General features: G+C 72.0%; 14 protein-coding genes. 3 read left to right on the top strand and 11 right to left on the bottom strand.

Annotated elements, in window-relative coordinates; all coding sequences use genetic code 11:
- Window positions 1–41: 41 nt before the first annotated feature.
- From ACH4C6_RS03565 to ACH4C6_RS03550, 4 genes are all read right to left on the bottom strand, one after another.
- Window positions 42–416: a hypothetical protein gene (locus tag ACH4C6_RS03565; RefSeq protein ID WP_398106853.1), complete on the bottom strand. Its 375-nt coding sequence runs from the start codon at window positions 414–416 to the stop codon at window positions 42–44.
- The gene (locus ACH4C6_RS03560) at window positions 413–709 is read right to left on the bottom strand and encodes a hypothetical protein (protein WP_398106852.1); all 297 of its coding nucleotides are present in this window, start codon (window positions 707–709) and stop codon (window positions 413–415) included. The genes ACH4C6_RS03565 and ACH4C6_RS03560 overlap by 4 nt, the downstream gene beginning before the upstream one ends.
- Window positions 710–784: 75 nt before the next feature.
- Window positions 785–1,246, bottom strand: a complete 462-nt coding sequence (locus ACH4C6_RS03555; RefSeq protein ID WP_398106851.1) for a hypothetical protein — start codon at window positions 1,244–1,246, stop codon at window positions 785–787.
- Window positions 1,247–1,697: 451 nt separating this feature from the next.
- Entirely contained in the window at window positions 1,698–2,618 is a 921-nt protein-coding gene (locus ACH4C6_RS03550; RefSeq protein ID WP_398106850.1) for a helix-turn-helix domain-containing protein, read from the bottom strand.
- A 179-nt stretch (window positions 2,619–2,797) separates the two neighbouring features.
- Between ACH4C6_RS03550 and ACH4C6_RS03545 the strand changes: the two genes are divergently transcribed.
- On the top strand, window positions 2,798–3,838 hold the full coding sequence (locus ACH4C6_RS03545) for an NAD(P)-dependent alcohol dehydrogenase (protein ID WP_398106849.1): 1,041 nt from the start codon (window positions 2,798–2,800) through the stop codon (window positions 3,836–3,838).
- A 175-nt stretch (window positions 3,839–4,013) separates the two neighbouring features.
- Window positions 4,014–4,397, top strand: a complete 384-nt coding sequence (locus ACH4C6_RS03540; RefSeq protein ID WP_398106848.1) for a VOC family protein — start codon at window positions 4,014–4,016, stop codon at window positions 4,395–4,397.
- A gap of 28 nt (window positions 4,398–4,425) precedes the next feature.
- On the opposite strand, the gene ACH4C6_RS03535 is transcribed toward ACH4C6_RS03540, so the two are convergent.
- The 4 genes from ACH4C6_RS03535 to ACH4C6_RS03520 all read right to left on the bottom strand — a co-directional run bounded on the left by ACH4C6_RS03535 (window position 4,426) and on the right by ACH4C6_RS03520 (window position 9,173).
- Window positions 4,426–5,325 (bottom strand): DUF5829 family protein, encoded by a 900-nt coding sequence (locus ACH4C6_RS03535; RefSeq protein ID WP_398107122.1) that lies wholly within the window; start codon window positions 5,323–5,325, stop codon window positions 4,426–4,428.
- 221 nt (window positions 5,326–5,546) lie between these two features.
- On the bottom strand, window positions 5,547–6,737 hold the full coding sequence (locus ACH4C6_RS03530) for an MFS transporter (RefSeq protein WP_398106847.1): 1,191 nt from the start codon (window positions 6,735–6,737) through the stop codon (window positions 5,547–5,549).
- A gap of 75 nt (window positions 6,738–6,812) precedes the next feature.
- Window positions 6,813–7,919: an AI-2E family transporter gene (locus tag ACH4C6_RS03525; RefSeq protein WP_398107121.1), complete on the bottom strand. Its 1,107-nt coding sequence runs from the start codon at window positions 7,917–7,919 to the stop codon at window positions 6,813–6,815.
- A 135-nt stretch (window positions 7,920–8,054) separates the two neighbouring features.
- Window positions 8,055–9,173, bottom strand: coding sequence for a hypothetical protein (locus ACH4C6_RS03520; protein WP_398106846.1), 1,119 nt, complete (start codon window positions 9,171–9,173; stop codon window positions 8,055–8,057).
- 173 nt (window positions 9,174–9,346) lie between these two features.
- Between ACH4C6_RS03520 and ACH4C6_RS03515 the strand changes: the two genes are divergently transcribed.
- Window positions 9,347–10,501, top strand: coding sequence for a cystathionine gamma-synthase (locus ACH4C6_RS03515; protein WP_398106845.1), 1,155 nt, complete (start codon window positions 9,347–9,349; stop codon window positions 10,499–10,501).
- A gap of 22 nt (window positions 10,502–10,523) precedes the next feature.
- On the opposite strand, the gene ACH4C6_RS03510 is transcribed toward ACH4C6_RS03515, so the two are convergent.
- The 3 genes from ACH4C6_RS03510 to ACH4C6_RS03500 form a co-directional block, all read right to left on the bottom strand.
- Window positions 10,524–10,772, bottom strand: coding sequence for a hypothetical protein (locus ACH4C6_RS03510; RefSeq protein WP_398106844.1), 249 nt, complete (start codon window positions 10,770–10,772; stop codon window positions 10,524–10,526).
- A gap of 37 nt (window positions 10,773–10,809) precedes the next feature.
- Entirely contained in the window at window positions 10,810–11,310 is a 501-nt protein-coding gene (locus ACH4C6_RS03505; RefSeq protein WP_398106843.1) for a sigma factor-like helix-turn-helix DNA-binding protein, read from the bottom strand.
- Between the two features lie 199 nt (window positions 11,311–11,509).
- Window positions 11,510–12,016 carry a MarR family winged helix-turn-helix transcriptional regulator gene (locus ACH4C6_RS03500; protein ID WP_398107120.1) on the bottom strand — a complete coding sequence of 169 codons (507 nt, stop codon included), beginning with the start codon at window positions 12,014–12,016 and terminating at the stop codon, window positions 11,510–11,512.
- Between the last annotated feature and the right edge of the window lie 159 nt (window positions 12,017–12,175).

Raw genomic sequence — 12,175 nt, 5'->3', positions numbered from 1 at the left:
GGCCCGCCGGTTTCTTCCGGCGGGCCATTACAGGTCGGAGCTCAGGTGCACCGCACGTCGGGACCCTCGACGATGGACGTCGCGGCACCGGTTCCAGTTTGATAGCCCGTGTCGAACTTCTCCGGCCGGACATCGCAGAAGTCGAACGTCTTGCTGTAGGCGCCGATTCTCACTCTCAGACCGACGTTGAACGCGACGGGTTCTATCTCTCCGGATACACGTGTCTTACCAGCGGCCCTGTCGATGCAGGTCGTGACAGTGCCTCGGAACCCGTGGGTTTCCAGCGGGTAGGTCTTCTTGGAACAAGTGGGGGCACTGGCCTTGGCGACGGCCGGCGTCGCGATCGCGCCAAGACCGGCCGCCGCAACCAGGCAAGTGGCGGCTGTTGCCGTGGCCTTCGAGATGAGATGCTTCATTTCACGTCCTTCACTACGGCGATGATGTGCCACGCGGCAGTCACATGTGCGAGCGCGGCGGCCCACCATCCCCAGAGCTCGACGTCCCTGCGGCGTAGGACGACACACCAGTGGTGGATCAACAGGCCCACGCTCCATGCCCACACGGGCCATGCCACGAAGGAAGCCCAACTGCGTGCCCCGAAAACGTAGTCGAGAGCGACGACGAACATCAGGATGAGGGATGGCACAAGCCAGTCCAGGGTGCCGACGTATGTGTCAGGCGCTTTGCCTTCATGGCGCATCGTGTGCATGTGACGTCTCCAGAAAGAGGGCGGATGCGGCTGTCCGCACGGTCGGGTGCGAACAGCCGCATCCGAAAACCCGGCCTAGGCCATGCCCCGAAGGATCTGGTAGATCGTGTAGAGGTCAAAGCCCCACTTGATGGCCCAGCGCAGAGCGGCGGGCACCTTGTCGGCGTACCACACCTTGAACTTGGAGTAGCTGGACTTGGCTGCGGCGGCCCAGCCCTTCACCTTCTTGAGCAGCTTGATGATGCCGGAAAGGCGATGCTGGACCACGGCCTCGGTCGTGGTGTTGCTGGAGTACAGAGCGTCGCGCTCTGCGGTGGTCAGGTCGGCTTCCGCGATGAGCGCCTGGCCCTCGGCCGAGTTGAGGTAGTTGACGAACTCGGCATGCGTGGTCACGTCACTCGCGGCGCGGACGGCGACGCTCTGGAAGGTGCGCTCGCTGTTCCGGTGCTCCTGCGCCGCGGCCATGGGGGCGGCAACGCCTAAGGTAACTGCGGCCAACGCCACGCTGACGCCTATACGGATGTAGCGACGATTCACTATCCTGGTCCTTCGGGTAGGACGGTGCGGGCGCTTTCCTCGGTGCACTGCTGGCCTGGAAACCGTGTGCGTCGATGTAGTTGGCGCCCGCACCCCCGGCCTTGGTGCCGGAGGCGGTTCACACCGTAACCCGCTGTAGATCAGTGAATCCAGATCTCTCCGAGGCTGCGCCTTGATTCGTTCTTTGTGGCGAAATGGGACACAAAGGGAGATCGTTGATCAACTGTTCCGGACAATTGTCGTTGATCAGCATCAACCGGCGCTGGCGTCATAAGCGGACTGTCCGATACCGCCGTGTAGGTTTCTCAAATTCCGCTCAACTGCGATGGCCTCGTGCTGATGTGGCAGCCCCTATGGTGAACAGCGTGCGGGCGAAAGAAAACGTCACACAGGGAGCCGCTGCGGGTCTGTGTGCCCCCCGGCGTACCTTCTCGACACATGTGCGGCTGGATCATTGCGAGGGTGTTGAAGTGTCCGTCGAGGCCCCCGCGCGGGTCGCGTCCGTGCCCCAGCTGGCCAGCAGGCGCAGGGCCTCGGCGGAGGCGGTGTCCGGGTCCGCGTGGTAGGTGATGAGGGACTGCTCCGCGTCGTCGACCAGGCGGAACGTCTCGAAGGACAGGGTCAGGTCGCCCACCAGGGGGTGGCGCAGGCGCTTGACACCGTGGCTCTTCTCCTTCACGTCGTGGGCGGCCCAGAGGCGGCGGAACTCCTCGCTCTTCACCGACAGCTCGCCGACCAGCGCCGACAGCTGCGGGTCGTCCGGGTGGCAGCCCGCGTCCATGCGCAGGTAGCCGACGATGTCGGCCGCCTTCTGGTCCCACTCGACGAACAGGTCGCGGTACTCGGGCCGCAGAAACACCAACCGCGCCCAGTTCCGCTCCTGCGCCGGCAGCTCCGCCCAGTCCCCGAAGAGGGCCGCGGCCATCCGGTTCCAGGCCAGTACGTTCGTACGGCGCCCGACCACGTACGCCGGCACGCTGTCGATCGCGTCCAGCAGGTGCCGCAGCGCCGGCCGCACCTGCTGGCTGCGCGCCGCCGGCTTCTTCTTGTGCTGCTTCGGCTTCGCCAGGTGCGTCAGATGCGCGTGCTCGGCGCTGCTCAGCCGCAGGGCGCGCGCGATGGCGTCGAGCACCTCCGCCGACACGTTGTGCCCGTTGCCCTGCTCCAGCCGCGTGTAGTAGGCCACGGACACCCCGGCGAGCTGCGCCAGCTCCTCCCGGCGCAGCCCGGGCACCCGGCGCCGCCCGAAGTCGGGCAGTCCGACGTCCTCGGGCTTCAGCCGCGCCCGCCGCGTGCGCAGGAACTCGCTGAGTTCGGCCCGCCGGTCCAGGCCGCCGCCGCTGCCGGGGGTGGTTTCGGGCTGTACGTCCATGCCGTCCAGTATTCCTGGTCGTACGCATACGAGCCTGACCCCGCCAGTGGTACGCACGGTGTGCGTACGCAAAAGCGTGGTCTGGGTAGCGACGCCGGGATCGCGCAGGCTGGTGGACGTGCCCGGGCGGAAGATCCAGAAGGCAGCCGGGCACACCCCGTCGCTAGGAGAACCCCGGCATGACCACCGTCGCTGCGTACGCCGCTCCCGCCCCCAAGGCCCCGCTGGAGCGCACCACCATCGAACGCCGCCAGGTCGGCGAGTACGACGTCCTGATCGACATCAAGTTCGCCGGCATCTGCCACTCCGACATCCACCAGGCCAACGAGGGCTGGGGCGAGGGCATCTTCCCGATGGTCCCCGGCCACGAGATCGCCGGTGTCGTCTCCGAGGTCGGCTCCGGCGTGACGAAGTTCGCCGTGGGCGACCGCGTGGGCGTCGGCTGCATGGTCGACTCCTGCCGCGAGTGCGAGAACTGCAAGGCCGGCCGCGAGCAGTACTGCGTCAAGGGCAACATCCCGACCTACAACGGCATCGGCAAGGACGGCGAGCCCACCTACGGCGGCTACTCGCAGAAGGTCGTCGTGGACGAGAACTTCGTCGTCCGCATCCCCGACGGCCTGTCCCTGGACGTCGCCGCCCCGCTGCTGTGCGCCGGCATCACCCTCTACTCGCCGCTCAAGCGCTTCGGCGCCGGCCCCGGCAAGAAGGTCGCCATCGTGGGCCTCGGCGGTCTCGGCCACATGGGCGTGAAGATCGCGCACGCGCTCGGCGCCGAGGTGACCGTGCTGTCGCAGTCGCTGCGCAAGCGCGAGGACGGCCTGAAGCTGGGCGCGGACCACTACCACGCGACCAGCGACCCGAAGACCTTCGAGGAGCTGGCCGGCACCTTCGACCTGATCGTCTCCACCGTCTCGGCCCCGCTGGACTTCGGCGCGTACCTGTCGCTGCTGAAGACCGAGGGCACCCTGGCCAACGTCGGCGCCCCCGAGGAGCCCATCTCCCTGAACCTGTTCTCGGTGATCGGCGGCGGCAAGTCCCTCGCCGGCTCCATGATCGGCGGCATCGCCGAGACCCAGGAGATGCTCGACTTCTGCGCCGAGCACGGCCTGGGCGCCGAGATCGAGCTGATCCGCGCCGACCAGGTCAACGAGGCCTACGAGCGCGTGCAGGCCAGCGACGTGCGGTACCGCTTCGTGATCGACACGGCCACCATCTGAGACCGGACGGTCGCCGTACGACACACCCGGGGCCCGGCCACGAGCCGGCGCCCCGCACCGAGGGCCCCGGCCACGAGCCGGGGCCCTCGGGCGTTCCTGGTGCGCGCGCCCGCGCACCCGGGTACACAGGGGGGAGTGCACCACGGGTTCACCGCTCCGTCAGGGGAGGCCCGCCATGACCGTGCAGCTGGACCACACCATCGTCGCCTCGCACGACAAGCGCGCGTCGGCCCGGTTCCTCGCCGGCATCCTGGGGCTGGAGGTCGGCCCGCCCTACGGCCCGTTCCTCCCGGTCGAGATCCCCAACGGCGTCACCCTCGACTTCATGGACAGCCCCGGAGCCATCACGCCGCAGCACTACGCCTTCCTCGTCTCGGAGGAGGAGTTCGACGTGATCTTCGGCCGCATCCAGGAGGCCGGGGTGACGTACTGGGCGGATCCCTTCCACAGCCGCCCCGGCGAGATCAACCACCACGACGGCGGCCGCGGCACCTACTTCGACGACCCCGACGGCCACCGGCTGGAGATCATCACCAGGCCCTACGGCAGCGGCGGCTGATCCCTGACCGGATCCGGACGACAGGGCCCTAGCCCCGGCCCTCGAAGGTCCACACGGCACGGGGGCCCGGCCCGACCACGAGGCCGGAGTGCCCGATCCGCTCCACGTGCCGGTGGGGCACCGCCCTGTTCAGGGACAGGTCCACGCGCTTGAGCCCGACCCGGTCGAGCGGCGCGACGTCGAACCTCAGCGTCGTCCCGCCGCCCTTCGCGACGACGCCCCCGCCCTCGGTGGAGCGGACCCGGAAGCCGCCGGCCCTCAGCAGGGGAACAGTGGCGGCGAGGTCGCGCGCGGTCACCGCGAGGCGGATGCCCGTCACGTCCCGCATCAGGTGCTCGCGGTAGCCGTCGGACAGGTAGCGCTCACGCCCCACGTCACCGGGGTGCGCGGCGGGCTCGGTGCCGCTGCGCGGGTCGGCGAAGTACTCGGGCCGGTACTCCATGCCCCACGCGCCGAACAGGTCGTACTCGCCGGTGGTGAAGACCGCGTCGAACCAGGGCACGGGCACGCCGTCGCCGAAGTCGCGGGTCTGGCGGAACCGGACCGGGTCGGTGACGCCCTCCTCGCGCAGCCGGGCGACCACGGTCTCCAGGTCGCCCGCCTGCTCGACGGAGACGCCCAGGCCCGCGGCACCGAGGGTGCCGTCCTTGCCGGGGACGTCGCCGATCCCGAGCAGCTCGAGGTAGGTCTCGCGGCCCATCAGGTAGCGGCCGGTCCAGGTCTGCCCGTCGGCACCGGTGGTGGTGCGGACCTGGAAGTTCGCGAACCGGCGGAGGTAGGCGGAGTGCTCGATGGCGTCGGCGGTCTCCCGGTCGAGGACGCCGTAGGCGTGGTTGTAGAACAGCAGCTGCCGCCCGTCCCCGCCCTGCCCGGCGTGCGCCGTGCCCTGGACCGCCCCGGCGAGGGCCAGGACGACGACCATGATCACCTGTAACGCTCGTCTGAGAACCATGCGAGGGAGCGTAGGGCGGGAACGGCGGCCTTCGCCGGGGTTCCCGGGAGGGGAGCGCCGGCCTCCGCCGGGTTCCGGGGAGGGGAGCGCCGGCCGCCGCCAGGGACCCGGGTGGGGAGCGACGGCCTCCGCCGGGTTCCGGGGAGAGGAGCGCCGGCCTCCGCCGGGTTCCGGGGAGGGGAGCGCCAAGCCCGCGCTCAGGCCCCGGCCCGCACCGGGCGGCGCAGCAGGTACACCGCGGCCGTGGTGACCAGGACGCCCATGCACGCGATGAACACCAGCCCGGCGCCCTGGAGGCCGAGCGGTTGCGTCAGCAGCCCGACGCCGATCACCGGGACCGAGATCCCGGCGTACGCCACGACGAACAGCGTCGAGATCACCGCCGCCCTCCGGTCCGCCGGAGACGCCGCGGCCACCGCGGACAGCGCCCCGCGGAACGCCAGTCCCTGCCCGACACCGCCGACGAGCGCGCTCAGCACCACCAGCGCCAGCAGGTTCCAGAGCAGGGCGCCCGCGAGCAGCAGCAGCCCGGCGAACAGCACGGCGCAGCCCAGCGGCAGGGACCGGCCGACGCCGACGCGCCCGACCGCGAGCTGCCCGGCGGTCGAGGAGAAGAAGGCCAGCGCGACGACCAGTCCGCTCACGGCGTGGTCGTGCAGATCCAGGGACTCGGCGAGGAACGCCGGGCTGACGGCCGTGAACACCCCGAACAACGCGAACCCGACGAACGAGGCGGTCGCCGCCGGGCCGAACACGGCCCGCACCTGCGCGGGCAGCGCGGGCCGCTGTGGCCGGACGGTGCGCGGCGGCCGCAGCTCCCGCACGGTCTCCGGCAGGCGCAGCAGGACGGCGGCCGACAGCACCACCAGGGCCAGGTGCACGGCGAACGGCAGGGAGAGCGGCCAGGGAGCGTACTGGGCGAGCAGCCCGGCCAGCAGCGGACCGCAACCGAGACCGCCCATGTTGGCGGCGGTCGCCACGAAGGTGGCCCGGGAGGCGCCGCCGCGGGGCGCCAGCTCCATCACGTACGCCGTGGCCGCCCCCGTGAACAGGCCCGCGGACAGTCCCGACAGCAGCCGGCCCGCGTACAGCCAGCCCAGCCCCGTCGCGCACAGGAAGCAGACGGCGCTGGCCGCCGAGAACCCGAGGCCGCCCAGCAGCACCAGCCGCCGGCCCACGGCGTCGGAGGCGTTGCCGGCCAGCAGCAGCACGCCGATGACGGCGAAGGCGTACACCGCGTAGACGACGGTCACGGTGAGCTCGGAGAAGCCGAGTTCCGCCTGGTAGAGGGGGTACAGCGGGGTGGGCAGGGTGGTCCCGGCCATGCACACGGCGAACACGGCGCCGGCGAGCAAGCAGCGGAGCCATCCCGGACGATCACCGTTCATGCGCCGACGGTATCCCTGCGGAGCCCCGCTACCGGGCCGACAGGGCGGCGACCGCGGGGACGCGACGGGCGGCCGTCAGGGGGTGACGGGGGCACCGGCCGTGTCGGTGCCGTCCGGGTCCCCGCCGGCCGCCGGGTCGACGAGCTGTTCGCGGACGTAGTTCCACACCACCGCGATCAGCGCCACGACGGGCACGGCGAGCAGGCTGCCGACGATGCCGGCGAGGCTGCCGCCCAGGGTCACCGCCAGCAGGACCACGGCCGCGTGCAGTCCGAGGCCCCGGCTCTGGATCATGGGCTGGAAGACGTTGCCCTCCAGTTGCTGCACCACGACGATGATGCCCAGCACGATCAGTGCGTCCATGAGCCCGTTGGACACGAGCGCGATGAGGACCGCGACGAACCCCGCGAAGAAGGCGCCGATGATCGGCACGAACGCCGACACGAACGTCAGCACCGCCAGGGGCAGCACCAGCGGCACGTCCAGGACCCACAGGCCCAGGCCGATCAGCACGGCGTCGATCAGACCGACGGCGGCCTGCGACCGCACGAACGCGCCGAGGGTCGCCCAGCCGCGGTCGAAGACGGTCGGCACGTCGGTGGCGAGCCGACCGGGCAGCTGACGGCCGAGCCAGGGCAGGAACCGCGGCCCGTCCTTGAGGAAGAAGAACATTAGGAACAGCGCGAGGACGGCCGTGACGACCCCGTTCACCACGGTGCTCACGCCCGTGACGACCGCGCCGACCATGCTGCCCACGCCCTCCTGGGCGCGGGCGACGGCACTGTCGAACGCCTTGTTGATCTGCGCGTCCCCGATGTTCAGCGGCGGCCCGGCCGCCCACTCGCGCAGGCGCTGGATGCCTTCCACGACCCCGTCGGTCAGCTCGCCGGACTGCGAGGCCACCGGCACGGCGATCAGCGCCACGACGCCCGCGGCGAGCAGCAGGAACAGCACCGTCACCACGGACGCGGCCAGCGCGGGCGGCCACCCGCGCCGGCGCAGGTACCGGGCGACGGGCCAGGTCAGGGTGGTCATCAGCAGCCCGACCACGAGCGGCCACACGATCGACCACATCCGGCCCAGCAACCACAGGGCGACCGCCGTCGCGGCGAACACCAGCAGGAACTCGGCGGACACCCGCGCGCTTATCCGCAGCGCGGCACGGGACTTGTCGGAACTCAGGGGCGCAGTCACGCAGGCACCCTATTGGGTGCCCCCCGGACACCGGACCCCACCCGTCGCCTCCGGTTCCCCGCCCTCAGCCCTGGCCCGGGCCACCCCCCCCCACCGGGCAGGGCCGGTGCCGGGCGCTCCGGCTCAGTGCGGCAGGCTCGCCGGGCTGCCGCCGTTCGCCTCGTAGCCCGCCACCGCCAGCGCCCGGTACACCGCGAACTCCGCCGCCGGGTCGGCGGACAGCGTCCACGGCAGGGCGCCCACATGGCCGTCGACGTGCACCAGCTGGCTCATCGCCTCCGACCAGCGCTCGCTGCGGACCAGGAAGAACACCAGCATGTGCCGCACGTGCGCCAGCATCGGGTCGTCCGGGCGGGCCGAATGGACCGCGTGCAGCGCGCCGTGCACCGCCTTGGTGACGACCTCGCTCTGCCAGAAGCTGCTGACCAGCGTCACCTCGGGAAGGTGCTCGAACACCGCGAACAGCGGCATGGCCGCCAGCAGGGACCCCTGCGGGGCGCGGGCCGCCGCGGCCTCCGCGAACGCGTACGCCTCTTGCCGCGAGCCGTGCCACTTCTCGCACCAGTAGTGCAGCGCGGCCAGATGCGCCCCCATGTGGACCGGGGCGTGGTCCAGGATCTTCAGCCACACCTGCTCGAAGTCCTTCTGCGAGTAGGCCAGTCCGCGGGCCACCGACAGCTCCACGATGGAGGGGACCGGATCGCCCGGGGCGAGCAGCGCGGCCTCGCCGCACGCCGCCCTGGCCTCCTCCATGATGATCCGGAACTCGTCCGACCCGGGCGTGGCCGTGCGCCACGCCTGCTGGACCAGGAACTCGGCATGCACCGCGGCGCCGCCCGCATCCTTGGGCGCCTCGGCCCGCCACACCCGCAGCCACTGGCCGCCCGGCGCGTCGCTCACCCCGCCGGGCCGCCGGGCCAGCTCCAGCGAGGCCGCTCCCGCGAAGGCCTGCACGCGCTGCCAGCGGCGCTCGCCCTCGGCCTCCGTGCCCGCGAGGAGCTGCTGGGCCGCGCGGAAGTCCTGCGTGCGCTGCACCACGTCCAGGACGTCCAGCAGGTCCTGGTCGGGGCCGGGCATGCGGATGTCGAGCTCCTCCTCGCGGAGGAAGCCGTAGTTCGCCGGGTCCGCCGCGTCCGGGTGGTCAGGCGAGACCAGCCCGACCGCACCGCGCCTGCGCCGCAGGAAGGGAAGCAGCACGAAGCCCAGCATGACCAGCGCGATCAGGACCCAGAGAATCTCCATGCGTCAAGCGAACCAGACCGCGCCGACAATTGGCCAACCTGCTCCCCGCACCTATGGAAAACCCCGCCGCGCGGGCGGGCCGGCCCGGGGGAAAACCCTCGGAATCGCCACTGCGGCGCCCGCGCCGCCCCGTCCCCCGGCACTCGGCGTCCCGGCGCACTACCCTCGGGCCCATGAGCGACAGGCACATCAGTCAGCACTTCGAGACGCTCGCGATCCACGCGGGCAACACCGCCGACCCCCTGACGGGCGCGGTCGTCCCGCCGATCTACCAGGTCTCCACCTACAAGCAGGACGGCGTCGGCGGCCTGCGCGGCGGCTACGAGTACAGCCGCAGCGCCAATCCGACCAGGACCGCGCTGGAGGAGAACCTCGCCGCCCTCGAGGGCGGCCGCCGCGGTCTCGCGTTCGCGTCCGGGCTGGCGGCCGAGGACTGCCTGCTGCGCACGCTGCTCGCCCCCGGCGACCACGTGGTCATCCCCAACGACGCCTACGGCGGCACGTTCCGGCTGTTCGCCAAGGTCGTCGCCCGCTGGGGGGTCGAGTGGTCGGTGGCCGACACCAGCGACCCGGCGGCCGTGCGCGCCGCCCTCACGCCCAGGACCAAGGTCGTCTGGGTGGAGACCCCCTCCAACCCGCTGCTCGGCATCACCGACATCGCCGCCGTCGCCCAGGTCGCCCGGGACGGGGGCGCCCGCCTCGTCGTCGACAACACCTTCGCCACGCCCTACCTCCAGCAGCCGCTGGCGCTCGGCGCGGACGTCGTCGTGCACTCCCTGACCAAGTACATGGGCGGCCACTCCGACGTCGTCGGCGGCGCGCTGATCACGGCCGACGCCGGGCTGGGCGAGGAACTGGCCTTCCACCAGAACGCCATGGGCGCCGTCGCCGGTCCCTTCGACTCCTGGCTGGTGCTGCGCGGCACCAAGACGCTCGCCGTGCGCATGGACCGGCACAGCGAGAACGCCGCCAAGGTCGCCGACATGCTGTCCCGCCACCCGCGCGTGACGAGCGTGCTGTACCCGGGCCTGCCGGAGCACCCCGGCCACGAGGTCGCCGCCAAGCAGATGAAGTCCTTCGGCGGCATGATCTCCTTCCGGGTCGAGGGCGGCGAGCAGGCGGCCGTCGAGGTCTGCAACCGCGCCCAGGTGTTCACCCTGGGCGAGTCCCTGGGCGGCGTCGAGTCGCTGATCGAGCACCCGGGCCGGATGACGCACGCGTCCGTGGCCGGCTCGCTGCTGGAGGTCCCCGGCGACCTGGTGCGGCTGTCGGTCGGCATCGAGAACGCCGACGACCTGCTCGGCGACCTTCAGCAGGCGCTCGGCTAGGACCGGGGCGTCCCGGCCGGGGTCACCAGCCGGACAGGGGTGGAGTCGTCTCCGACGGCGGCTCCACCCAGGGCTGGACGGTCAGCGCCCACACGGTGAACGCCGTGGCGGCCGCGACGAGCAGCAGCCACATCAGACGGCGCGCCAGCGCCCTGCGCCGCAGCATCCGGCCGCCCCGGCGCACCGCCTCCGCGTGGATCCCGGGCGGCACGGTGCGCTGCCCCTGCTCCAGCATCCGCCGCAGGGCGGCCTCCCGGTCGCCGCCCCTCATGCCCGGCCCCCGCCGCGCGCCGCACGGGACGAGCCGGTCATGACGGCACCGCCTTGGCCGCCGTGACGGCCGGTGCGCCAGGGCCCGGCCGGTGCAGCAGGGCCGACTTCGCCCGGTGGCAGATCGCCCGCACCCGCTCCGGGGACAGGCCGAGCAGGGCCGCCACCTGCTCCTCGGCGACGCCCTCGTGGAGCCGGAGCACCAGGACCAGCCGCTCCTGCGGGGTGAGGGACGCCAGCGGCCCGGCGGCCGGGGCCCGCCGCCGGAGGGCGGCGTGGTGGTGCCACGCGCCGCGGGCGAAGCGGGTGGCCAGGTACTGCCGGGTGCGGTCGTACGGGTCGTCGCCGCGCAGCCGGTCCCAGCACGCGTACGTGTGGGCCAGCGCCAGGGTCAGCAGGCGCCGCGCGCGGGGGTTGTCGTCCGGGGGCTCGGCGGTGAGCAGGGTGGCGGCGTGCAGCAGCCGCCCGGCCGCGCCCGCGACGAACGCCTCGAACTCACGGGCCCGGCGGGCTGCCTGGACAGCGTGCCGCTCTCGCACCGCGCCTCCCGCCCGACGGCGACCCCGGGGATGCGGTCCCGGCCGCATCCGGCGGGGACCCGGTCTCATATCAGACCGGCGACGCCCCCGCGGTCAAGAGCCGCGCAGCCGAACGACCGTTCACGCGCGCCGCCCGGGCGACGGTGTCGGCGTCCGCCTCCGAGTGCCACGCGCGTGTGCGGCCCGTTCGTACGGGTGGTCAGGACTCCGGCTGGGCCTCCGGGCCCGGCACGCCCTGCGCCGACATCCGGGAGGACAGCGCGCTGTTGAAGCGGGTCAGGAGCGAGCAGAACGCCTCGCGTTCCTCCGGCTGCCAGTCCTGGGTCAGCTCGGCCATCAACTGGCGGCGCGAGGAGCGTACTTCCTCCAGGCGGGCCTGCCCGCGCGGGGAGAGCTGCAGGACCACCGCGCGTCCGTCCTCGGGGTGCGAGGTGCGCTTGACGAGGCCGGTGTCGACGAGCGGAGCCACCTGGCGGGTGACCGTCGAGGAGTCGATCCCCATGCTCGCGGCGAGCGCCTTGACGCCCATGGGGCCTTCCTTGTCCAGACGGTTGAGCAGCAGGTAGGCGGCGCGGTCCATGGAGTTGCGCACCTGCCCCACCCCGCCCAGCCGGGTCTGTTCGGCACGGCGGGCGAACAGCGCCACCTCGTGCTGCAGCGTGTCGAGGAGACCGCTGTCACCGACGGTCGTCATGTCCATCGACATTCCAGGTGTTGTGGGCATGGCCGGGGGCTCACTTCGTGGAGGGCTGGCAGATTGGGGGACAGGGTACGCGGCCGGGGGGCGGGCCGTACCGGCGCTGCGCAAAGCGGGTCTCGGAGGTTGGTCACAACGGTCGTTCCCGCCCGTGAACTGCGATGCTGG

The sequence above is a fragment of the Streptomyces sp. NPDC017943 genome (assembly GCF_044328425.1).
Classification (GTDB): domain Bacteria; phylum Actinomycetota; class Actinomycetes; order Streptomycetales; family Streptomycetaceae; genus Streptomyces; species Streptomyces djakartensis_A.
This window is presented reverse-complemented; position numbering and strand designations above follow the sequence as displayed.

What these genes read in the sequence shown, in the direction of transcription:
- ACH4C6_RS03565 (WP_398106853.1), bottom strand. Translation starts at nt 416, where the DNA reads ATGAAGCATCTCATCTCGAAGGCCACGGCAACAGCCGCCACTTGCCTG.
- ACH4C6_RS03560 (WP_398106852.1), bottom strand. Translation starts at nt 709, where the DNA reads ATGCACACGATGCGCCATGAAGGCAAAGCGCCTGACACATACGTCGGC.
- ACH4C6_RS03550 (WP_398106850.1), bottom strand. Translation starts at nt 2,618, where the DNA reads ATGGACGTACAGCCCGAAACCACCCCCGGCAGCGGCGGCGGCCTGGAC.
- ACH4C6_RS03545 (WP_398106849.1), top strand. Translation starts at nt 2,798, where the DNA reads ATGACCACCGTCGCTGCGTACGCCGCTCCCGCCCCCAAGGCCCCGCTG.
- ACH4C6_RS03540 (WP_398106848.1), top strand. Translation starts at nt 4,014, where the DNA reads ATGACCGTGCAGCTGGACCACACCATCGTCGCCTCGCACGACAAGCGC.
- ACH4C6_RS03530 (WP_398106847.1), bottom strand. Translation starts at nt 6,737, where the DNA reads ATGAACGGTGATCGTCCGGGATGGCTCCGCTGCTTGCTCGCCGGCGCC.
- ACH4C6_RS03520 (WP_398106846.1), bottom strand. Translation starts at nt 9,173, where the DNA reads ATGGAGATTCTCTGGGTCCTGATCGCGCTGGTCATGCTGGGCTTCGTG.
- ACH4C6_RS03515 (WP_398106845.1), top strand. Translation starts at nt 9,347, where the DNA reads ATGAGCGACAGGCACATCAGTCAGCACTTCGAGACGCTCGCGATCCAC.
- ACH4C6_RS03510 (WP_398106844.1), bottom strand. Translation starts at nt 10,772, where the DNA reads ATGAGGGGCGGCGACCGGGAGGCCGCCCTGCGGCGGATGCTGGAGCAG.
- ACH4C6_RS03500 (WP_398107120.1), bottom strand. Translation starts at nt 12,016, where the DNA reads ATGTCGATGGACATGACGACCGTCGGTGACAGCGGTCTCCTCGACACG.